The organism is Brevibacillus sp. M2.1A (genome assembly GCF_013284355.2).
GTDB lineage: Bacteria > Bacillota > Bacilli > Brevibacillales > Brevibacillaceae > Brevibacillus.
Genome location: NZ_JABSUY020000001.1, coordinates 1,151,701 through 1,174,377 on the forward strand (window position 1 = coordinate 1,151,701; position 22,677 = coordinate 1,174,377).

A 22,677-nucleotide genomic window follows, 5' to 3' on the forward strand; every position below is an offset into this window, starting at 1 on the left:
CGCTTCAAACGTAGAAATTTCAATGAAGGGTTTCATAAGTGAAGCTGAAATTCCCCGCCATTTATTCCGAAGCTGGGGTGGGCTCCAGAGGCGCTTGGACTGGAAATGCGCTTCTCCTGCGCAGTTTTTTAAAAATTGCTTGAAAGTGAATTCAAAGTGTGAAAGTGCTACTAAGCAGACACACCATGTAGCAGGAAAACTGCTTTGAAATGACACGCAAAAACGGTTTTAAAGACAACTTAAAAAATTCCTTAAGAAATTTTTAAAGATTTCTTTTGAAAGTTGTAACCGAAATGAAACCTCTTCCGTACCTACTTGTGCGAGCTTACAACGAGCCCATAAGTACCTTACAAAAGTGTAATCTTCCTGAAATATAACTCGATGGTTCCTGCTTCGTTTCGACCGTACAATGAAATCAATTCATACGGATCACGAAACGGGAGATCGATTATGACGACAGCAATCATGTATCCAAAATTAAGTCACCAACAAATTTACGAAGATTACTCTGCTAAAATATATCGCTATTTCCGCTACCGGGTAAAAAACATCTGGGATGTGGAAGACCTGACAACGACTGTGTTTATTAAGGTGTACTCCAAGCTTGAACAGTACGATGGCCGCCATCCTTTTGGTGCCTGGATTTTCCGAATTGCGCATAATGCGTTGATTGACTACATGCGCAAGAAGCGGGAGAGTCCGGTGGATCAGGACACATTTAGCAATATGGTCGCAACAGATAAGCTGCCGGAGGAGTGCCTTCTGAATCAGGAGACAACCGAGGGTTTATGGGATAAGGTGCACACGCTGACAAAGGATCAGCGCAATGTGATCGCTCTGCGCTATCTCGGAGATTTGCGAATGAATGAGATCGCGGAAATCTTGGGCAAGACAGAGGCTTCGGTGAAAATCCTGCACTTCCGCGGGATCAAGAAGCTCCAGCAATTGATGGATGCTCAAGCATAAAGGGGGGACAACAGTCCTTCCTTTTTTGCTATGTGGCTGTAGTGGAGAGAAGAATATTTCCAGGCTAGGCCCCAGGCTTTGTCCCTCTGGGGGATGAGACTGTTCGCTCCGAAGGGATTCGCGGGGAAACGCAAAAGTGGTAGCCGCTTCGTCGCGAGGGCACGGTTGCGTTTCTTTTGCCCGCGAATCCCTTCTCCGTTCGGTAGGACTCCACAAGTTGCTACGCCTGGAAATATTCTTCTCTGTCGTTACTGACGGCATTCTTACATTCTTTTAAGGTATTTAAAAACCGATTAACACGGAAAGCTCGTAGAGGAAACAGGAGAAATAAGCGAAGATCTTAGGGACACCGACCGAGACGCAATGCAAAAAGCGAAACACGCCCTTAAGCGTCCACCTCTGAAACACATCCTGAAAGGACCACTTTGGACGCGGTTTCGCTTTTTGCATGGAGTCGTGCAGTCAATCCCCTGGGGGGTGGCCCTAGAAGCTGAGCGTTTTTTCCTGTTTCCTCCCCTCCACTACAGCAACGTACAAGTCTTTTTTTCATTCGACTTCTAAACACGAGAAACGCTAAAGACTTGGCGTAGTCTCGTTTTCTAATGGTATAGTAAAGAATAAAATGGAGGAGACTCAAGACGAGAGGAGTATGAGTGATGTCCACAATTATGATTGTAGAAGACGACCCGAAAATCAACCAGCTGCTGCAAGAGCAACTGGAAAAATACGGATTCCAGACAGTCAATGTTGAACATTTCGATAGAGTCATGGAGGTATTTACCCAATCGCGCCCTGATCTGGTTCTGTTGGATGTGAATCTACCGAAATTTGACGGATTTTATTGGTGCCGGCAAATGCGCCAGGAGTCCAACTGCCCGATCCTGTTCATCTCTGCACGAGAAAGTAAAATGGACCAAGTGATGGCCTTGGAGAATGGGGCCGATGACTATATCACAAAGCCGTTCGACTACGACGTGGTTTTGGCCAAAATCCGCAGTCAACTGCGTCGGGCTTACGGACAATATGCTCCGCAAGAAGGGGAGCGTACGGTTGAAGTGGCGGGGCTCAAGCTATTTTTGGAGCGAATGGAGCTGTCCATGAACGATACCAAAATCGAGCTGAGCAAAAAGGAAGCGTTACTGCTCGAAGCCTTGATGAATCAACATCCGCGTGTCGTCAGTCGTGAGCGTTTGCTAGAAAAGCTGTGGGATGAACAGTTTGTCGATGAAAACACGCTAAATGTCTACATCACACGCGTGCGCGGCAAGCTGAAGGACTTAGGCCTAGAGGGAGCTGTCGAGACTGTTCGCGGTTCCGGTTATCGCTTGCGTGCGACTTGGGAGGAGGGGCAATGAAGCTGTTCCTTCGAGATCAATGGCCATTCGCAGCGTTTTTTCTCGTCCAATTGATCTTATTGATTATGATTTTTGCGATGGATGGGTACTGGAATGAATCATTGATGATCTATGTCATGTTTTTATCTGTTTTTTTCGCGGGGGCTTTTCTCGCCATTCGTTACTTGTCTCACCGCACAATCTATCAGCGACTGAGCAAGCCGGTAGAGTCATTAGAAGAGCTGACCCAGACATACGGGAATTCACCGTTGTGTCGCGCGATGGATGACATCAGTCAGGAGCAGTACCGACTCTACAAAGAACAGCTCCATGCCTATGAGAACAAGCAACGGGATCATACGACCTTTATCCAGCAGTGGGTTCATCAGATGAAGACGCCGATTTCGGTCATTCATCTGTTGCTGCAAAATGAAGACGATCCAACAGCTGAGAGCGTCCGTGAAGAAGTGGACCGAATCAAGCGTGGACTGGAAACGGTACTGTACATAGCTCGCCTGGACCGATTTGAACAGGACTTCCTGATCGAGCCCGTAACGCTGCGTTCCTTGGTGCAGAATGTGTTGGCTGAAAATAAGCGGCTGTTTATTCGCAACCAAGTGTATCCAGAGGTAAAAGTGGATGAAAATTGGCGAGTGGAATCGGACGACAAGTGGCTCGCTTTTGTCCTCAACCAATTGTTGACGAATGCCGTTCGTTATTCAGCAGGGAAAAGCAACAAGGTCACTATTCGTGCGTATGAACGCGGAGCACATGCCATACTGGAAGTGCAGGATTATGGAATCGGGATTCCTACCGAAGATATTCGCCGCGTGTTCAAGCCATATTTTACGGGCGAAAACGGGCGCAAATACCCTGAGTCCACCGGGATGGGGCTATATTTGGTGAAAGAAATTTGCGGGCGGCTCCATCATGGGGTGGAAATGGAATCAGAAGTGGGCGAGGGGACAACCGTGCGTATTGTCTTGTCTGCTGTCGTCCCAACCTTACAAGAAAGTAAGGTAGCTGAAAGTTAATTCGATAGTTGCACTATGCGCACTTTCGTATAGTTGAAGAGATAGTTCAAAAAGTCGTCTTTTGATCACGAAGTAATTAAGAAAGCTGATTCGACATCGAAAGAGGCGTTCACCTTTAAAGTCCGGTGCTCATGTAGGTTCCTACACTCCGCTCCTCCTTTTGCAGGTTCTCGCCTCTTTCTCGGTGCTGAAAAGACGACTTTTTGAATGCACTTGAATTTGGAAGTGCAAGAAAGGGGAATAGCGCATGGAAATGCTTGCTGTAAATAGCTTGAGTAAAATATACGGGGGCAAGGTAACCTACCGCGCGTTGACCGATATCGATTTTTCGATTCGCAAGGGTGAATTCGTCGGTATTATGGGCCCCTCAGGCAGTGGCAAGACTACGCTATTAAACATGATCTCCACTATTGATACACCAACCTCTGGTGCGGTTCTATTGAACGGTACGAATCCGCATCATTTAAAAAAAGATAAACTCGCTCTGTTTCGTCGCCGTGAGCTCGGCTTTGTATTTCAAGATTTTAATCTCTTGGACACGTTGACGATTGGGGAAAATATCGTGTTGCCGCTGACGCTGGACAATGAGAAAGTCTCGGTCATGGAAGAAAAGCTGCAAAGTGTTGCGGAGAAGCTAGGGATTCAGGACATATTGGAAAAGCGGACCTTCGAGGTATCAGGGGGGCAACGCCAACGAACGGCAATTGCCAGGGCGATCATTCATTCCCCGTCGCTTTTGCTCGCTGACGAGCCGACAGGAAATCTTGATTCCAAGTCTTCGCGCAATGTGATGGAGACACTGGAAGCGATCAATAAGAGAGATAATACCACCATGATGATGGTGACGCATGATGCTTTGGCTGCCAGCTATTGCCATCGGGTAATTTTTATTAAAGACGGCCAGCTCCATAACGAGATGTATCGTGGTGAGAGTCGACAGGTATTCTTCCAGAAAATTATTGACTCATTGTCGTTTTTGGGAGGGAACACCTATGACCTTTCGACAATTCGCGTGTAATAATGTTGTACGAAATAAGCGTATGTACGCTGCATTCTTCATGAGTAGCGTTTTTTCTGTCCTCATTTTTTTCGTCTATGCGATGTTCATTTTTCATCCGGAAATTATCGGGCAGGAGATTCATGAATCCGTAGCTACTGGGATGATGGCGGCTGAGTACGTCATTTTTCTGTTCTCTTTCTTTTTTCTCTTTTATTGTGTCGGTGCTTTTCTGAAAAAGAGGGAGAAGGAGTTCGGCATCCTTTTTATCCAGGGTATGACACCGCTACAGCGGAACACGCTGATTTTTATGGAAAACATGCTGATTGGCATCGTCTCGATTGCCATTGGGATTGGCCTCGGACTAGTTCTCGCCAAGCTGTTTTTCCAATTCGCCGGATTTTTGCTTGCTGTAAAAGCACTCGGGTTTTACTTCCCGTGGAAAGCGATCGGTTTGACAGTGGTGGCGTTTCTCATCTTGTATGCAGCCATTTCGCTATTTACGGTCCTCTTGCTGCGAAGCCGCAGTCTGTTGGATCTGTTGCAAGGAAGCGGTCGACCTAAGCGTGAGCCGAGGGCATCGTTAGTGCTGTCTCTGGTCGCGGTAGCTTTGTTGGGCATGAGCTATGCCTTAGCCCTCACTGCTGACGGCGTGAATGTGCTCGTATTGATGCTTCCGGTCATTGCGCTGACGACTGTAGGAACGTACTTGTTGTTTACTCAGCTGAGCGTCATCTTCATCGATTTTCTGAAGAAGCGTCGAACTTTTTATTGGAAACGTACGAATCTCTTGACGCTCTCTGATCTGGCCTATCGGATGAAGGATAATGCACGGATGTTCTTTTTAGTCAGCATCGTCTCTACTGTTGCTTTTTGTGCGATTGGCACGCTGGCAGCTTTGGCTGGGTCGATTCAGATCACGGTGATGAAAACACACCCGTTTGCGTTTGAATACCAGTCCAAAGAAAGCGATGCGGAGAGAGCGAAGCATCTGTCTTTAATTGAAACGAGCTTGCAGCAAAATGGCTTTTCCTTCGAAAAATATCAAGTGGCTATGCGAGTTTTGCCAGAACTGGTTCAGGAGGAAAGGGTCGGAGTAGTCAAGCTGTCTGACTATAACCGGCTGGCCGTAGCTTCCAATTCGACTGTACTCGAAATGACGAATAAAGAGGCCTTCGTACTGCTCAATTGGATTGGTGATTCGGTAGCGAGCAAAACACTGCAAGTGGGGAAGGCACAGCTCGCAGTCAAAACAGATACGAATATGACTCCATTGATCAGAGGGATTGAATTTAAGCGATTGGTTGTCGTACCGAATCAGGTGTATGACCAGCTTCCGAAAATGAAGGAAGAAGAGCGCTTTGTGTACGAGGTGCCAAGATGGAAGGAAACGCAGGATCTTAGTCTCAAGCTTCAGGAAGATATTCGTCATGACGAAGATAATTATTCGTTTTCAGCTCGTGCACCCTACTACCACACCATGAAACAAATGGCGAACATGGGACTCTTTATCGGGTTGTTTGTGGGTGTGTTGTTCTTCGTAGCCGCAGCAAGCTTTCTCTACTTCCGTCTGTACACGGATTTGGAATACGACAAACGGCATTATGGAGCGCTTTCCAAGATTGGACTCACGGATGCGGAGCTGACGCGGATCGTCACGACTCAGGTTGCCCTGCTGTTCTTCGTGCCGATTGTGGTGGCCATTATTCACAGTATGGTGGCGTTCGTGTCCCTGCAAAGCTTGTTGAAGCTCATCCTTGTCGCGTCTGTGGTCAAACCGACCGCGATTGTCCTATGCAGCTTCGTCGTTGTTCAAGGTGTGTATTTCTGGATCATTCGAAACCGTTACTTGTTCCATTTAAAGCAATCAATGAACCGCTAGTGACTTTTTCCAGCATGTCCAGACGAGCAGGGACATAGGATAAAAGGAGAAGGATGCGAGGGGGCAAGTGGATGGAACGAGAGACGTGGATGAGGCAAGCCGTACAGATTGCGTTTGAAAATGTCCGTGATAAAACAGGCGGACCATTTGGAGCCATTGTCGTGAAGGACGGGCAAGTAATTGGGCGAGGACGCAATGAAGTGACGGCGAGCAATGACCCTACGGCACATGCCGAAATCCAAGCGATTCGAGAAGCATGTCGTTATCTCGAAACCTTTCAATTAAACGATTGCGACCTGTATACAAGCTGTGAGCCGTGTCCGATGTGTCTGGGAGCCATCTATTGGGCCAGACCGCGCAATGTCTATTATGCTTGCACGAAAGAAGATGCGGCGCATGTCGGTTTTGATGATCAGTTTATTTATGAGCAGATTGTTCTTCCTCTTGAAGAACGGAGTATTCCTTTTCAGAGAATCAATCTTGCGAATAGACGGAGCCCATTTGAAGCATGGTCTCAATCTCTGGACCGTATCGAATATTAATCGAGAGCCTCTCCTGCGGAGTAGGCTCTTTTTCTTTGCTTTATTTATAGTAAGAATAGGTTTTAATATGGGATTTTTTGTAAAAGTATTGCATTGTGTCGAAAATCGTATTATAGTAACAACAATCATCATGGAATTCGACCGAATTTTCTAATATTGAGCTGTGATAAGGTTGAATATTGTTTGAAAAAGACGAATAAAGGTGTGTTTGTATGGAGGAAACTTTCCGAAGATCACTTTATCCTGAATTAGATGACATCGACTACGGGATCATTCGAGCCTTACAAGGAAATGCCCGCTTACCGTTTACTCAGATTGCGAAGGACCTCGGGGTTACAGAAAAGACGATCCGCATGCGCGTTCAGCAATTACAGGACGAAGGTGCCCTGAGTCTGGTCGGTATTGTTAATCCAGTCAAAGCAGGGTTTCACGTACAGGCGATGATTCAAGTGGCTGTGGATGCGGAAAAGCTGGACGATGTGGTTGCTGCGTTAACGGAAACCGTAGAGATCAGGCTCATCGTACTTACTTCTGGTGAATATCAGCTTTTCACACAGATTCTCGTAACAAGCAATGAAGAATTATCCCAATTTTTGCTCAAAAAGCTTCACAAGATTCCGGGCATCTCCAAAACGAATGTGATTAACGAATTGAAAATACTGAAGTCCAAGTACAACTTTATCCGTTAGCAAGGCCAACTGGTATCCTGTCAATTGGTGCAATCGGGTGAACTTTTTTGCTAGCTAGGCAAGGACGGAGGTACAGCTATGATTTACTGGCAATTATTTCTCGCCTTTTTCCGCATCGGAATCTTTGGATTTGGAGGAGGACCTACGATGGTTCCCCTCTTTTATACCGAATGTGTGAAAAAGTACAAATGGGTGACAGATGAGGACTTTTCCGACAATCTGGCGCTCGGCAACGCTCTTCCAGGGCCCATTGCGACCAAGCTGGCCGCATTTATCGGCTATCGGGTAAAAGGCTGGAAGGGTGCATTGGTGGCAAACATCGCAGTCGTGATGCCAATCGTGCTTGTGATGATCGGTTTGCTGCAAGTCATATATCAATGGAAGGATGCGCCGGGTGTATACGGCATGATCCAGGCAATCGGTCCGGTAATCGCAGTCATGACAGGCGTCCTTACTTGGGAATTCCTTTCAAAGGGGTGGAAGGGAGCATCCAGCAAAGCAGGTGTGAGTCTTTCCCTCGCCCTTTCACTCGTTGCGTTGCTCTTCCTTGATTGGCATCCGGGCATTGTAGTAGGGATTGCGCTTGCCGTTTCATTTGCCTACTCTACTTGGTCTGTCCGCAAGCGCAAGGACAAGGACGGCAAGGAGGGAGTAGCATGATCTACCTGCAATTATTTTGGGCCTTTTTCATCTCCAACATTTTGGGGTACGGGGGAGGACCACCGAGCATCCCTTTGATCCAAAATGAAGTGGTTGACCATTACCAGTGGATGAGTGTACAGGAATTCGGAGAAGTGCTTGCGGTAGCAAATGCGCTGCCCAGCCCAATCGCGACCAAGCTCGCTGGATACATTGGCTATCAGGTAGCGGGCGTACCGGGCGCAGTAGTCGCATTATTTGCAACGGTCGCTCCGACAGCGATCGCTATGGTCTTATTGATGGGTTTTATTAATTTATTCCGCAGTGCTCCACAAGTAAAAGCGATGACCCAATCGGTACGGCCAGTCGTTACTGTCTTGCTCGGAACGATGACGTATCAATTCCTGATGGGCGCAGTAGAGGGAATCGGCTGGATGCAAACAGGGATTTTGACAGTGGCCTCTTACCTTCTGCTCGAAACATGGAAGGTCCATCCCGCTTTTGTCATCGTGGGAGCGATGGCTTACGGGTTTGTTTTCATCGGCTAGGAAAGTTTACGTAAGCTGGTAAGAAGAAAAAGCACAGGGCTCGTAGACCTTGACAACGCCTACCCAGTCGGAACTTCTAAAAGGGGACCCGCTTGTCGAACACGTCTTCCCTGAGAAACCTCCGCCCGTAGGGTGGCTTTGGCTCGACGGTCCCCTTTTGGAAGTGGAGACGGACAGTGAATCCCCCTTGCTGGCGTGTCAGAGTCGAAGAGAACTGTGCTTTTTCTTCTCCTCCACTATGTTGACTCAAACCAAAAGGACGTTCCGTGCTTATCAATTGGTCTTTCTTATCGGCTAAACGAACGATTTAGGAGGCAAAAACCATGGTTAATTACGACGCAATGGAATACCCATACGCATCGAAGCGTGTGACGACTTTTGCCAAGAACGGCATGGTGGCGACCTCGCAGCCACTGGCGGCACAAGCTGGCCTCGATATATTGAAAAAGGGCGGAAATGCGGTGGATGCGGCGATTGCAACGGCTGCGTGCCTGACTGTAGTAGAACCGACTTCGAACGGCATCGGGGGAGACGCATTTGCCCTCGTGTGGATCAAAGACGAGCTGCATGGACTGAATGCAAGCGGGCCTGCTCCACAAGGAATCTCCATCGAGATACTAAAAGCAAAAGGTCTGGAAGAAATGCCGACCTACGGCTGGACACCTGTCACGGTACCGGGCGCACCTGCTGCGTGGGCAGCTTTGTCCAAGCGTTTCGGACGCCTTCCGCTGACAGAGGTTTTGCAGCCAGCGATTGATTATGCGGAGAATGGCTATCCTGTATCGCCCACATTGTCGCATAATTGGAATGCCGCACACAAAAAGTTTTCCCAGCAATGCAAAGGGGAAGAGTTCGCGCATTGGTTCTCCACCTTTACGCCAGATGGCAAAGTGCCAAAAGCGGGCGCCATCTGGAAGTCGCTGGGTCATGCGAAGACGCTGCGTCAAATCGCGGAAACAAATGCAGAGAGCTTCTATCGTGGAGAGCTGGCAGACAAGATCGACGCGTTCTCCCGTGAGTGCGGCGGCTATTTGCGCAAAGAAGACCTAGCTGCCTATGAGCCGGAATGGGTGAAGCCGATCGGAGTCAACTACCGTGGCTACGATGTGTGGGAGATACCGCCGAATGGGCAAGGGATGATCGGCCTGATGGCCCTGAACATTCTGAAGGGCTTTGATTTTGACGCAAAAGACACAACAGAAACGTATCACAAGCAAATCGAAGCGATGAAGCTGGCATTTGTGGATGGATTGAAATACATCACGGAAGAGAGCAAAATGAAAGTTTCCAAGGAAGCGCTGTTGTCAGAGGAATACGCTGCCACTCGCCGTGCACTGATTGGTCATGAAGCCTTGACGCCAGAGCCGGGTCAGCCGAAAACGAGCGGTACGGTCTATTTAGCGACTGCTGACGGTGAGGGCAACATGGTTTCCTTTATCCAAAGCAACTACATGGGCTTTGGTTCCGGGGTAGTTGTGCCGGGAACAGGAATCGCCATGCAAAACCGCGGTCATACCTTCTCGCTGGACCCTGCTCATGACAATTGCTTGGAGCCCGGCAAAAAAACGTTCCACACCATAATCCCGGGCTTCTTGACGAAGGATGGAAAAGCAGTGGGGCCATTCGGTGTAATGGGCGGCTTCATGCAGCCACAAGGACATGTGCAAGTGGTCATGAACACGATCGACTTCCAGCTGAATCCGCAAGCTTCGCTCGATGCGCCTCGCTGGCAGTGGGTGGAAGGCAAAACGGTGGAGCTGGAGCGTCATTTCCCGGAGCATTTGGCACAAGCTTTGGAGCGCAGGGGCCATACGATCAAATGGGCGCAGCTCGGCAATTACTTCGGACGTGGTCAAATCATTTGGCGTGATGAAAATGGTGTGCTAAGCGGTGGTACGGATATGCGCGCGGATAGCAGTATTGCGGCTTGGTAAGGAAAAATTCTGGGGCTGGACTAAGGAAAGGAGGGCTACCATGGAAACTTTACCTCCATGGGTGTGGTATGTTTATTATATATTTATTCTCATAACGACAATTAGTAGTATTGTGTATCTAATTCGAAAACGGCGTACCCTTTTTTCGATGATCACTCTATTTTTTTCTATTTTCGGTCCAATTGTATTCTTTTTGCAGTCTTTGACGCGCGGTTCTGGTACAGAAATTGATAACCTGTTGTACGGCCTTACCCAAGGGGAAATATGGGCATGGTTTGTGATCCTTGCTTTTATGGAAATAGTTGCGTGGTACCTCGCACTTGCTAAAGATTTTCTTGGTAAAAGGGAACAAAAGAACAATCTTAGAACGTAAGGACAGTTGTATTGCGGCTTGGTAGAGAAAAGAGAACCAAATAGTAGAGTGAGTTGGGCCGAAGCGGATGCTTCGGTCTTTTTATTTGTGCCTGTTTTCTACTTTTGACGATATTCATCTGTTCAGAAGTTGTTTAGATGTTCCCGGTAGAATGTAGAAAATGATCAGATTACGTCGTTTTTGCGTATAGTAAACCCTCTTTATGGTAGTTCGAAAGTCGTGGTATAAAAGGTGGGAGAAAACATTTTGAATGAATAGCATTTTAATTGTTGATGATACAGCGTTTACGAGACTTGTGCTGCGTAACATGTTTGAGAAATTAGGTGTTGAGGTAGTTGCAGAAGCTGATTCAGGGGAGGAGGCTGTTAGAAATTATTGTTTGTATCGACCGTCACTCGTCATGATGGATATTACGATGCCGGGCATGAACGGTTTGGTTGCCTCCCGAAAAATCATGGAGCTGGATAAGAATGCGAAGATCATTATATGCTCCGCAGTTACACGACGCGATACTGTCATCAAAGCGATCCAGGCAGGTGCGCGTGATTTTATCGCAAAACCCTTGCAGTTCGAGAGAATTGAATGGGCTGTGCAACATTTGCTGAAAACAGATTCCAGGTGAATGCGATGGGGGATATGGAGCAGTTCCCGAGTTTGCAGTAGGTTCAGGGACAGCTTTTGATCAATGAGGCCAAGCAGTGAAGAACAGAGATAAGCTGCCGTATAGGTAACTGTCCCTGCTCTTCTTTTTCTCTTGTTCAGAAATTGTTGAGATGATCCTAGTAGAATGGGGAAATCTGCGGATAGAGGGGCTTTGTGCCTATGAAAACGAAGAGTAAGAGGCAATAGTTTTGGTTGGTATTGGTAATGGGAATATATTACTATAATAAAATAGTCCGAAAGAGATAGATGGATAGGATGGGAGACAGCGTTTTTGGATGAATAGCATTCTGATTGTTGATGATACGGCGTTTACGAGACATGTGTTGCGCAACATATTTGAGACGTTAGGACTCCACGTTGTTGCGGAAGCTGCTTCGGGAGAGGAGGCTGTGAGAAATTACTGCTTGTACAAACCATCACTCGTTACGATGGATATTACCATGCCCGGCATGAACGGTTTGACTGCTTCACGCAAAATCATGGAGTTGGACAAGGATGCCAAGATCATTATTTGCTCAGCAGTGTCTAGGCACGATACCGTCATAAAGGCGCTTCAGGCAGGTGCGCGGGATTTCATAGCGAAGCCACTGCAGCTGGAGCGCATCGAATGGGCTGTGCAAAAATTGCTGGGAACAGGGGTAGATGTTCGTCGTGGGGATAGACAGGTGAAACAAATAGCTGAGGTGTTAGTATGAAAGTTTTGATCACAGGTGGTTATGGGTTCATTGGTTCTTTTGTCGCGGAGAGATTTTATAAGGAAGGGTATAAAGTTTTCATCCTCGACAATCTCAGCTCAGGCAATCAGAGGAACGTCACATTTCCGCATAAGGCATACGAGCTGGATGTAGCGGATAAAAAATGTGATGAAGTATTTAAAAGCAACAGGTTCGATGTCGTTATACATTTAGCGGCCCAAGTCAGTGTTGCTGCATCCATGGAAGACCCTTTGCTGGATACGAATACGAACATTCTTGGACTCGTGAATATGCTGAAGCTATCGAGCAAATATGGCGTGTCCAAATTTATTTTTGCGTCATCAGCCGCCGTTTACGGCATGAGTGAAAATACACCGTTACACGAAGATTCAGCGTGTGATCCGGTGTCTGTTTATGGAATAAACAAGCACATCGGTGAAATGTATTGCCGCAAATGGACGGAAATGTACGGCTTGCGAACGGTAGCCTTTCGCCTGGCGAATGTGTATGGCCCCAGACAGAGTGCAGTAGGGGAAGGCGGCGTCATCTCTACTTTTTTAACTCAGATCAACCATGGAAAAGAAATTGTTTTGCACGGGGATGGCAGCCAAACGAGAGATTTTATTTATGTAGAGGATGTAGCTGACGCCATTTTTCGTTCCGTTACCACGGATGATACCAGTGTGATGAATTTGTCTACCAATCAGGAAAGCAGCATTAATGAGCTGATTGACATTCTTGGGGAGAACCAGCAGCTCCAGGGAATAGTGCGAAGGGAAAAACGCCCAGGAGACGTAGAAAAGTCGGTTTTGGACAATACGCGGGCAAAGAGAAGACTAGATTGGATCCCGATGTATACATTGGCGGAGGGGCTAGAAAAAACGGCGCAGTGGTATCAAGAGAGCATCGCAGAGAAAGAACAAGAGCAAGAGAGCGAAGGGAAGAAAACGATCCTTTGGCTACGTTCATGGGATGCAAGGCCGTACATAGAGAACATTCTTGCGTTTCTTCTGGTGATTTTCGCCACAGTTGGAACGGTTAATAGCGGTGTCTTTGATCTCAAGCTGATTTACATCGTGTTGATTGGCGCCATTTACGGAACGAAGCAATCCCTCTTGTCTGTTATCCTGGCTTGTGGACTTTTTATCGGGGAAAGCCTGCATAACGGACGCGATGTCGTATCGCTTTTGTATGACGCAAATGTTCTGTTTCATATCGCTGTCTATTTTATTATCGGGATTGCTGTGGGCTATTCGATCGATAAACGCAACAGGGACGTACTGTCCAAGGAGCTGCAAAAGCAAGCCCTGGAAGACAAATATGATTTTTTAAAAGACATTTATAACGATGTCCTGATGGTAAAGCAAGAATTGCAGCAGCAGATCGTCAATTCGGAAGACAGCTTCGGGAAAATCTACAGCATCACCAAAGAGTTGGACAGCCTCGAGCCGGAGCGCGTATTGCAGAAATCGGTCAAGGTACTGGAAAGAATCATGAAGTCCGATGAGATCGCAATTTATACGATGAATCAAAATGGTTCCTTCTTGCGATTGATGGCCAAATCGAATAAAGCGGGTTTTGATCTGCCACGCTCGCTGAAAATGAGTGAGCATGCTTATCTTACTGAATTAATGACAATGAAGAAGATCATCGTGAATAAAGAGCTGCGTCACGACATGCCTCTTATGGCAGCCCCTATTTTTGACAAGGGAAAAATGGTTGCCGTGGTCACATTGCAACAGCTCGGATTTGAAAATTTTACAATGTACACCCAAAACCTCTTCCAAGTCGCCGTTCAATTGATCTCATCCGCTTTGTCCCGTTCTCTCCGATACTTAAACTCCACACAAAAGGACCGCTACCTGGAAGATACCTCTATCCTGATTCCTGCTTATTTTTCAGCAATGGTGAAGAACAAAAGGGATGCCAAACAACAGTTGAACACTGACTTTACCCTCCTGGCAGTGGATTCTGCGCAAATGGATCATCATACCCTTTCTACCTATATCGCCAGTTCTCTTCGCGAAGCAGATTATATGGGAATGGACGAAGCCGGAGATGTCTATATCATTCTCTCCAATTCCAACGAGCAAGAAGCCCGTATCGTGATTGATAGGCTTGGTAGACTCGGTATTGCATCGAGAATTGTGCAGGAAAAAGACCAGGATCGCTTCTGGCTGAAGGATGGCGCCTATGCTTAATCTAGTCCTCCTCCATGTCTTGGTGTCTGTTGGTTACAGTTGGATACAAAGCCGGGGCAAGAACAGGCAGGTGCTTATTATGCGAATGCTTGTTGTTGGCTTTCTTCCCGTTTTTGGCCTCCTGTTATTGGGGATTACGGATGCATTCAAACGAACATCGAAAAAGAATGTGAATGAACTGATGCTAGAGAGCGATTTGCTGAAACTAGCTGAGGGATCGAATATTTTCCGAAGAGCGGACATGGAAAAGGAAATGAACATCGTACCGGTTGAGGACATTTTGTTTTTGAACGACACTGGCACACGGCGTAAGATGCTGATCGATGTCTTGAAAGAGCAGACCATTTGGCAGATCGGTACATTGGAGACAGCCTTGCAAAACGAGGATTCGGAAACGGTTCACTACGCGGCAGCCGCTCTAACGGAAATGCAGCGCAACCTTCAGCTCCAACTGCAGGATTTATCAGTGAAATACGAGGAGAACAAGCAGGATCTTGGAGTTTTACGCGCCTACGCAGATGTATTGAAGAAGTATCTGGACAGTTCACTCATTGATCAACGCACTTATGTGAAATACAGCTACACGTATTCATTTGTTCTCGAATCATTATTGGACATTTATCAGGAAGAAGAAAGCTATTTTGTGGACAAGATCAATTGCGAGCTGATGAACCAGTCCTATGAATCAGCCGCACAATACTGTCAATTGTTTCATGAGTATCATCCGGAAAGCGAGCAGCCATATGTCATGTCGCTAAAGCGCTTCTTTACGATCAGAGACTACGCGGGGTTTGTGGCTGAAATGAATCGGTTAAAAAGTTCGTCGGTTAAAATATCCCACACCACGCTGATGATGATCCGCTACTGGAGCACTTTGGAGGATGTTGAGCAAGACAGCACATGGGGGGAAGTCGCTGCTGCACAGGAAACAGGTCCGAATTTGACAGAGATGAGCGATACAAAATGAGAATGACAAGGAACATGAGAAGGAAAAGAGACAGGGAAAACGACAGAGAATGGAGCAGGTCGAGGTCCAGCGATATTCCCGTGAAAAAAAACATCTACATCATTCTGATCTTTGTGGCGATTCTGGGGATCACCATAGAAGCTACCCGATCTCAGTTCATCCTTCAGGTGAGCAATAATAAGTCAAGAGGCTCGCAAATACAGAATGACGAGCCGAAGCAAAACGCGATCGGTCAGGAGGAAATCGCCAAGCTAGCAAGGGAGAAATTCCTCATTCTGCATGATTCCAAGGATGAGAGCAGCATGGCAATCGCGAGGAATGTGGAGCAAGTGCTGCGGTATATGAAAAAGGAGTACGATCTCGCTGACGTTAAGCAGTTCTCGAAGCCCGATCCCCAATACATGACGGTCATTGTCACCATAGAAAATCTCGGCATGATAGCCAATCTGGATGCGATGATGCAATATGCGCACAATGGTGGAAATGTGTTCTTTTCACGTATGCCTGAATACAATGACAGCTTGTACCGCATATACCGAAAACTGGGGATCAATTCCATCAATTACCCTATCGTGACAAACGGCATTCAGATGACATCCAATCTCTTGATCAAAGGAGAAGATGCAAAAATCGGCGCAGATTCCATTGTGAATTCCTCGATTCCCGTAGAGCTGGATAGGCAAGCGAAGGTTCACGCTGTTTCTGCCGACAATATGCCACTGTTATGGGAGACACAGTATGGACAGGGAAAGGTCATGGTCTATAACGGGACGAATATGCAATCTGCAATGAACAGAGGACTGATTGCTGGTGGCATCAGTTCACTGAATCAAGATTTCATGTACCCCATTTTCAATATGAAAATCATGTATATTGACGATTTTCCGGCCCCTTTTCGTCAGGGGATCGAGCCGAGTATTTACCGCGAGTACCACAAAGATATTCCCAGCTTCTATCGGGATGTGTGGTGGCCGGACATGATCAAGCTTGCTGCCGATTACGATGTGACCTACACGGGAGCTATTATCAAAACCTACAATAACCGGGTTGCCCCGCCCTTCACTGATGAGGAAGGAACGGATTCAAACAATCTGATCACGTACGGCAGGGATTTGTTGAAATTGGGTGGCGAATTGGGCATCCATGGATACAACCATCAATCGCTGGTAGCCGATCAGGCGACGGCGAGCCATTACGAGTATAAGGCTTGGCCTGATGAAGCAAGCATGGCTGAGTCGCTTGCGTACCTGGACGATTATATCAAGAAGGTTTTCTCGTCGTATGACATACAGGTGTACGTTCCGCCTTCCAACGTGATGGGAGAGGAAGGGCGTCGAGCGCTGAAAGAATCCTTCCCTGATCTGAGGGTCATTGCCTCCTTGTATGCAGAATCAGATAGTACACACGAATACATCCAGGAGTTTTCTGTGGCTGATGATGGCATGATAGAGCTGCCACGTATTACCTCCGGATACAGTCGCACAGACATTCATGATTGGTACATAACGAATGCGATCACATCCATTGGTGTTTTTTCTCATTTTGTTCATCCAGACGATGTGTTGGACAAGGGGCGAAGCAATAACAAGTCGTGGCCGGAATTGGTAAAAGACTTTCAACTCATGCTGGAAGAACTTTACCAGCAGTATCCATGGTTACGTAGTCAGACTGCTTCCGAAGCTGCAGCAAGTCTTGAGAGCTATGTGCAGACGGATGTGTATATCACGCATACGGATAAAAAAATAACAGGCTACATGAACAATTTCTCCGGCGAAATGTATTACATCTTGCGGACAAACAAAAAAATGACGAGCTTGGTCAATTGTACGGTAGAAAAAATAGAGGAAGGTGCCTATCTCGTGCATGCAACGAGTGCCAAATTTGATATAGGACTGGAAGAGTAAGCGATGAAAATTTGTCTGATTGCCGAAGGATCTTACCCTTTTATCACGGGGGGTGTTTCTAGCTGGATTCATTCCTTAATCACTAGCATGCCAGAGCATGAGTTCATCATTTATGCAATTGGAGCAGAAGGGAAAAACAAGGGAAAATACGTCTACCAGCTCCCCTCGAATGTGGTGGAAATCAAAGAGGTATTTCTGGATGCCTATCTGAAAGAAGAGGCTGCACCGGGCAAGCGTCTGGGTCTTACTGAGGATGAGCGGCAAGCGTTGCTTTCGTTGCTTGATGGGAGCAAGGGTGACTGGCGTGCTCTTTTTTCCGTGTTGTCGGGGAGTAAGGTGCCATCCGTAGCTGAGTTGCTTACAAGCAAGGACTTTTTCGAGGTTATCCAGCGGCTTTGCGAACAAAAATATCCGCAAATCCCTTTTACCGAAATGATCTGGATGATTCGTTCGATGGTCTTGCCGCTATGCCTGGTCATTCAAAACGGCATGCCGCAAGCGGATTTGTATCACAGTGTGTGCACGGGATATGGCGGTGTAGCAGGGAGTCTTGGGAAGTATCTGCATGCAAAGCCGTTTTTGCTGACGGAGCATGGAATCTATACCCGCGAGCGGGAAGAAGAAATTATCAAGGCAAACTGGATCAAGGGTCACTTTAAGGATATTTGGATCGACTACTTTCATAATCTTTCTGCATGTGCCTACTCCTACGCGGATGAGGTAATCACGTTGTTTGAGCGAAACAAGGAAATTCAGATCGAGCTAGGGTGTGATCCTTCCAAAGTATCCGTGATCCCGAACGGTGTAAAAGTGAGTGATTATGCTGACATCGTGGAGGAAAAAAAGAACGACACAATCACCATTGGTGCTGTTGTCCGCGTGGTACCCATCAAGGATATTAAAACAATGCTGCATAGCTTCGGACTCGTCAAAGAGCAAGTACCACACGCACGCTTTGTTATCATGGGCCCGACGGATGAAGATGAGGAGTACTACACAGAATGCCTGCAATTGGTCGACAGCCTGCAGCTGGAGGATGTTACGTTTACGGGTGCGGTCAATGTAAAAGAGTATCTCGGAAAAATGGACATGCTTGTTTTGACCAGCATTAGTGAAGGCCAACCGCTCGTTATTTTGGAAGGAATGGCATGCAGAAAGCCCTTCGTCACAACGGATGTGGGAAGCTGTCGGGAATTGTTGTACGGCAATGGTGACAACTATGGCAACGCAGGGATAACGGTACCCGTCATGCATTTTACCCAAATTGCCCAAGCGATCATTACGTTGTGTCAAAACGAGCCATTGAGACGGCGTATGGGCAGATGCGGTTTCCAAAGAGTATCGGATATTTACACACATGAGAACTTCTTGGCGGGATATCGCAATATGTATCGGAAATACGAGGTGTAAGAAACATGGCGGGCATTGGCTTTGAACTGAAGAAAATGTTTCGGAATAAAGGGTATTTGTCCAGTGTGAAGGCGTATGCATTTTCTTCGCTGGTCACAGTCGGACCGATGCTGATTTGTATGGTCATGATCACGGTGCTACAGCAGGTCCTTCTTCAATTGAATGTCAGCTATTTGGAGAGGATGTCTTTTTTAGCAGCTGTTGTTTATGCGTTTGTGTTTTCACTGTTGGTTACCTGCGGTTTTTCCATGGTCATTTCTCGCTATATTGCAGACAAAATTTACTTGCGCGAGTATAACGACATCATTGCTTCTTTGTACGGAGTTATGGCTGTTTGCCTGGGCTTGGGGGGAATTCTCGGCGGTGCATTTTATTGGCTGGCTCCTTTGCCGTCTGGCTTTAAGCTCGTAGCCTACCTTCTTTTTGTGGAACTGATCGTCGTATGGCTGCAATCCGCCTATTTGTCCGCATTAAAGGATTATATGCGAATTATTCGCGGGTATTTGGCGGCTGTTGTCGTTACGCTTCTGGCTGCGTTTTTGCTGGTGAATCTGACTGAATTGGAAAAAGGAATCGCAATGCTGATTTCTTTGGATCTTGGCTTTTTTATCATGATCGTTCTGTCGATGATTCATCTGGAGAGCTATTTCCCCAAGCGGGAGAGGAACTACTTTGATTTCGTGAAGTACGTGAAAAAATACCCAAGTCTGCTGGGCGTTGGTCTCTTTTGCTCTCTCGGCTTTTATGTGCACCATTTTATTTACTGGCTGGGGAGTCCGCTTCAAGAAGTTGTGGCGGATACTTACGTGATTGCGCCGTTTTATGACGTGCCTGCTTTCTACGCTTCCTTGAGCATATTACCTACGATGGTCATGTTTGTTGTATCTGTAGAGACCGCTTTTTATGAGAAGTATCGAGCGTATTACGGGACGATATTGGGCACAGGCTCGGTGCAGGATATCAAGCGGGCAAAAACTGACATGGTCCAAACATTGATGCAAGAACTCAGCTTCATGATGGAAGTGCAGCTGTTCTTTTCCTTTGTTGCATTGGCTCTGGGAATTACGCTGCTTCCGCACATCGGTTTTACGTCCGAACAGATGGAGCGGTACAACATCCTGGTTATCGCGGGATACCTGTACGCTGTTATGTTTGTGATCGTGCTGATGCTGCTTTATTTTGACGATCGGAAGGGAGCGCTTGCGGTGACGACCTTATTTCTCATCAGTACGGTTGTCATCACCATAGCGATGCTGCCCCTTCAGAACTACGGTTTTTCATTTTTTATTGCTTCGTTTCTTGGTCTGGTAGCCGGTCTCGGCAGGCTGATCTATTACTTGAAAAATATCGATTATTACACCTATTGCCTACAGCCGCTCTTTGTCAAAGGAAAGCGAATGGAATAGATGGGGACTGATGGATTGGGGAGGACTTAGGGTGAAGAAAAAACGATTCATACTGAGCCTGCTCGTAGCATTAGGAGTTGTATCGACTGGTTGTACACAGAATGTACCTGAACAGCCAGTGTCAGATACCCCGGCAGCAACGAGCCAGGTGGCACCAACTCAACAGATGAATGAGGGACTGATTGAGAATAGAAGCGTATACGATCAGGATGTGGATGGGAGCATCGTCCATTTGTATGTGACGGTAGTCAACGAAGAAAATTCCAAACTGAAGACAACCACCTTTACGGAACTCAATCTGGCTCCTAGCGGACGGAATGAAAAGGGAGAAGATCTCCAGGCCAAAGTCATTATGCAGGAAGGGACGGCGGAGGGGCCGACCCAGGGCTACTTTGGTTTTGGAGAGACGAGAGCGAACGGAACGATTGAGCTACGAGGGGAATCGAGCAGGAGAGCGGAACAAAAATCGTACAAAATCCGTTTGTTCGAAAGTGCCGGATATTGGCGGGATCAGCGCAACATCAACTTAAGCAAGCACAAGTCTGACATGACGCGTGTTCGACAAAAGCTAAGCTTTGATTATTTCGAGCAGATGCCGAATATGACCAGCTTGCGGACGCAGTTCGTTCAAGTAAAAATCAAGGATTTGACCAAAAAAAATCCAGACCGGGACTTTGTTGATTACGGTTTGTTTACTCAAATTGAACAGCCAAACAAAACATTTTTGCAGGCGCACGGGTTGGACCGGAACGGAAACTTGTACAAGGCAATTGATTTCGAGTTCCATCGCTACGAGGATCAGATCAAGCTGGCAACCGATCCTACCTACGACAAGAAAGCATTTGAAAAAATTCTGGAGATCAAAGGCAGCGAGAACCATGAAAAGCTCATTGCCATGCTGGAGGATCTCCATAATCCTGCAATGAATACGCAGGACTTTTTGGACAAGCATTTTGATCGGGAGAACTATTATACATGGATGGCAGCCAACCTGTTGATGGGGAATCACGATACGGCTGTTCACAATTTTTATTTATACAGTCCAAGCAACTCGAACAAATGGTATTTCCTCCCGTGGGACTATGACTCAACATGGGGATTTTTCGAAGAAGAGCTCAAGCGCAGTCCAGAAAAAGGGCTCGGTCAATGGCAGTTTGGCCTCTCCAACTACTGGGTGTCGAACCTGCATCGCCGCATCTTCAAAGACCCGGAAAACATCAAGGCGCTAAACGAAAAGGTTGAGGAAGTCAGCAAGATCATTACGAAAGAGCAAACGGAAAAATACTTGAAGAGCTATTATCCGATTGTGAGCAAATACGTTCTGCAACAACCTGATTTATATAATTTGCCGTTGGATGTCTCCTATTTTCACAATGAGCAAGCACTTCTCTCTGGTGAACCGGAGCGAAACAAAAAGAGATACTATGAGCGCCAAGAGAATCCAATGCCCTTTTTTATGGGAGATCCAAGAAAAGAAGGAGACAAGCTCATTTTTTCCTGGGACCATTCCTATGACCTGCAAGGAGACGATCTGACCTACGATTTTGCTGTCAGTTACGACCCTGCGTTTACGAAGATACACGCGCAGGCAAAGGGACTGACAGGAGTCCAATACACGATAAACGATCCGGGAAAAGGTCGCTTTTTCTGGAGGGTGATTGTCCGGGACAGCAAAGGGAACACACAGACGGCATTTGACAGAGTAGAGCCGGAGGATGCGATTTATCACGGGGTGAAGGAGTTTGTGTTGAAATGAAAGGAATACAGAGCACGGGCATCCAGCTCGGCAACAAGCGATTGCGGCATGAGTTGAAGTATTATCTTCGGCTGACCCATTATGAGCCGCTCCGGCAGAAATTGCGTCTGATCGCGACTCCTGACCCTCATTCTGTAAGTGAGGAAGGCTATCATATTCGCAGCCTGTATTTTGATGACTATCACGACACGGCTCTCTATGAAAAAAACTACGGGGTTTTTCAAAGAAAAAAGTATCGCATCCGCATTTACAACAAAAGTGATGCGGTCATCAAGATAGAGCGAAAGAGCAAGTTTGGCGGATACATTTGCAAAGAATCAGCGTCGATTACGCGAGATGAGTATGAACGAATTTTCGCAGGCGATGTTGAGTTTCTGCGGGAGACGGAAAGCGCTGTGCTGCGAGATTTTTATTTGTCGTGCAAGAATCATCTGTTTCGGCCTCGTGTCATTACGGATTATGTTCGAGAGGCGTATTTGGTGAGAGAAGGGAATGTCCGAATCACGTTTGATAAGTACTTGAAGGCAAACGTCAATACGCTTGATATTTTTGACGAACACATCATGATGGTCAGAGCGATTCATCAGCCCATGATGATCATGGAAGTGAAGTACGATCAATTCCTGCCATTCAATATTAGACATTTGCTGCAAAACCTGAGTAATCAGCGGTCGGCTATCTCCAAATATGTCATTTGCAGAGAGGAAACCAAAAAGTACTATAATCTTTAGTGTGAG

At 46.8% G+C, this 22,677-nt stretch carries 20 protein-coding genes; all 20 read left to right on the top strand.

Annotated features, from left to right (window positions below; translation table 11 throughout):
- Positions 1-450: 450 nt before the first annotated feature.
- The 20 genes from HP567_RS05750 to HP567_RS05845 all read left to right on the top strand — a co-directional run bounded on the left by HP567_RS05750 (position 451) and on the right by HP567_RS05845 (position 22,671).
- On the top strand, positions 451-966 hold the full coding sequence (locus HP567_RS05750) for a sigma-70 family RNA polymerase sigma factor (RefSeq protein ID WP_173610736.1): 516 nt from the start codon (positions 451-453) through the stop codon (positions 964-966).
- Positions 967-1,622: 656 nt separating this feature from the next.
- The gene (locus HP567_RS05755) at positions 1,623-2,321 is read left to right on the top strand and encodes a response regulator transcription factor (RefSeq protein WP_173610735.1); all 699 of its coding nucleotides are present in this window, start codon (positions 1,623-1,625) and stop codon (positions 2,319-2,321) included.
- On the top strand, positions 2,318-3,334 hold the full coding sequence (locus HP567_RS05760; protein WP_173610734.1) for a sensor histidine kinase: 1,017 nt from the start codon (positions 2,318-2,320) through the stop codon (positions 3,332-3,334). The genes HP567_RS05755 and HP567_RS05760 overlap by 4 nt, the downstream gene beginning before the upstream one ends.
- Positions 3,335-3,581: 247 nt before the next feature.
- Positions 3,582-4,352 (top strand): ABC transporter ATP-binding protein, encoded by a 771-nt coding sequence (locus HP567_RS05765; protein WP_007729857.1) that lies wholly within the window; start codon positions 3,582-3,584, stop codon positions 4,350-4,352.
- Positions 4,327-6,213, top strand: a complete 1,887-nt coding sequence (locus HP567_RS05770) for an ABC transporter permease (protein ID WP_173610733.1) — start codon at positions 4,327-4,329, stop codon at positions 6,211-6,213. The genes HP567_RS05765 and HP567_RS05770 overlap by 26 nt, the downstream gene beginning before the upstream one ends.
- Positions 6,214-6,284: 71 nt before the next feature.
- The gene (locus HP567_RS05775) at positions 6,285-6,755 is read left to right on the top strand and encodes a nucleoside deaminase (protein ID WP_173610732.1); all 471 of its coding nucleotides are present in this window, start codon (positions 6,285-6,287) and stop codon (positions 6,753-6,755) included.
- A 212-nt stretch (positions 6,756-6,967) separates the two neighbouring features.
- Positions 6,968-7,444 (top strand): Lrp/AsnC family transcriptional regulator, encoded by a 477-nt coding sequence (locus tag HP567_RS05780; protein WP_173610731.1) that lies wholly within the window; start codon positions 6,968-6,970, stop codon positions 7,442-7,444.
- Positions 7,445-7,522: 78 nt separating this feature from the next.
- Positions 7,523-8,104, top strand: a complete 582-nt coding sequence (locus HP567_RS05785) for a chromate transporter (RefSeq protein WP_048030999.1) — start codon at positions 7,523-7,525, stop codon at positions 8,102-8,104.
- Positions 8,101-8,631, top strand: coding sequence for a chromate transporter (locus tag HP567_RS05790; RefSeq protein WP_173610730.1), 531 nt, complete (start codon positions 8,101-8,103; stop codon positions 8,629-8,631). The genes HP567_RS05785 and HP567_RS05790 overlap by 4 nt, the downstream gene beginning before the upstream one ends.
- 323 nt (positions 8,632-8,954) lie before the next feature.
- A complete protein-coding gene (gene ggt, locus HP567_RS05795; RefSeq protein WP_173610729.1) occupies positions 8,955-10,565 on the top strand; it encodes a gamma-glutamyltransferase in 1,611 nt (536 codons plus the stop codon).
- 40 nt (positions 10,566-10,605) lie between these two features.
- On the top strand, positions 10,606-10,938 hold the full coding sequence (locus HP567_RS05800) for a hypothetical protein (protein WP_173610728.1): 333 nt from the start codon (positions 10,606-10,608) through the stop codon (positions 10,936-10,938).
- Positions 10,939-11,188: 250 nt separating this feature from the next.
- Positions 11,189-11,560: a response regulator gene (locus HP567_RS05805; protein WP_173610727.1), complete on the top strand. Its 372-nt coding sequence runs from the start codon at positions 11,189-11,191 to the stop codon at positions 11,558-11,560.
- A gap of 316 nt (positions 11,561-11,876) precedes the next feature.
- Complete coding sequence (locus tag HP567_RS05810) at positions 11,877-12,296, top strand: response regulator (protein ID WP_173610726.1); 420 nt, start codon at positions 11,877-11,879, stop codon at positions 12,294-12,296.
- Positions 12,293-14,497: an NAD-dependent epimerase/dehydratase family protein gene (locus HP567_RS05815; RefSeq protein WP_173610725.1), complete on the top strand. Its 2,205-nt coding sequence runs from the start codon at positions 12,293-12,295 to the stop codon at positions 14,495-14,497. The genes HP567_RS05810 and HP567_RS05815 overlap by 4 nt, the downstream gene beginning before the upstream one ends.
- Complete coding sequence (locus tag HP567_RS05820; RefSeq protein WP_173610724.1) at positions 14,490-15,464, top strand: hypothetical protein; 975 nt, start codon at positions 14,490-14,492, stop codon at positions 15,462-15,464. The genes HP567_RS05815 and HP567_RS05820 overlap by 8 nt, the downstream gene beginning before the upstream one ends.
- 80 nt (positions 15,465-15,544) lie before the next feature.
- Complete coding sequence (locus HP567_RS05825) at positions 15,545-17,368, top strand: DUF2194 domain-containing protein (RefSeq protein ID WP_173610723.1); 1,824 nt, start codon at positions 15,545-15,547, stop codon at positions 17,366-17,368.
- 3 nt (positions 17,369-17,371) lie between these two features.
- A complete protein-coding gene (gene pelF, locus HP567_RS05830; protein WP_173610722.1) occupies positions 17,372-18,778 on the top strand; it encodes a GT4 family glycosyltransferase PelF in 1,407 nt (468 codons plus the stop codon).
- 5 nt (positions 18,779-18,783) lie between these two features.
- The gene (pelG, locus tag HP567_RS05835) at positions 18,784-20,184 is read left to right on the top strand and encodes an exopolysaccharide Pel transporter PelG (protein WP_173610721.1); all 1,401 of its coding nucleotides are present in this window, start codon (positions 18,784-18,786) and stop codon (positions 20,182-20,184) included.
- Between the two features lie 31 nt (positions 20,185-20,215).
- On the top strand, positions 20,216-21,940 hold the full coding sequence (locus HP567_RS05840) for a CotH kinase family protein (RefSeq protein WP_173610720.1): 1,725 nt from the start codon (positions 20,216-20,218) through the stop codon (positions 21,938-21,940).
- Entirely contained in the window at positions 21,937-22,671 is a 735-nt protein-coding gene (locus HP567_RS05845) for a polyphosphate polymerase domain-containing protein (protein WP_173610719.1), read from the top strand. The genes HP567_RS05840 and HP567_RS05845 overlap by 4 nt, the downstream gene beginning before the upstream one ends.
- The last annotated feature ends 6 nt before the right edge of the window (positions 22,672-22,677 follow it).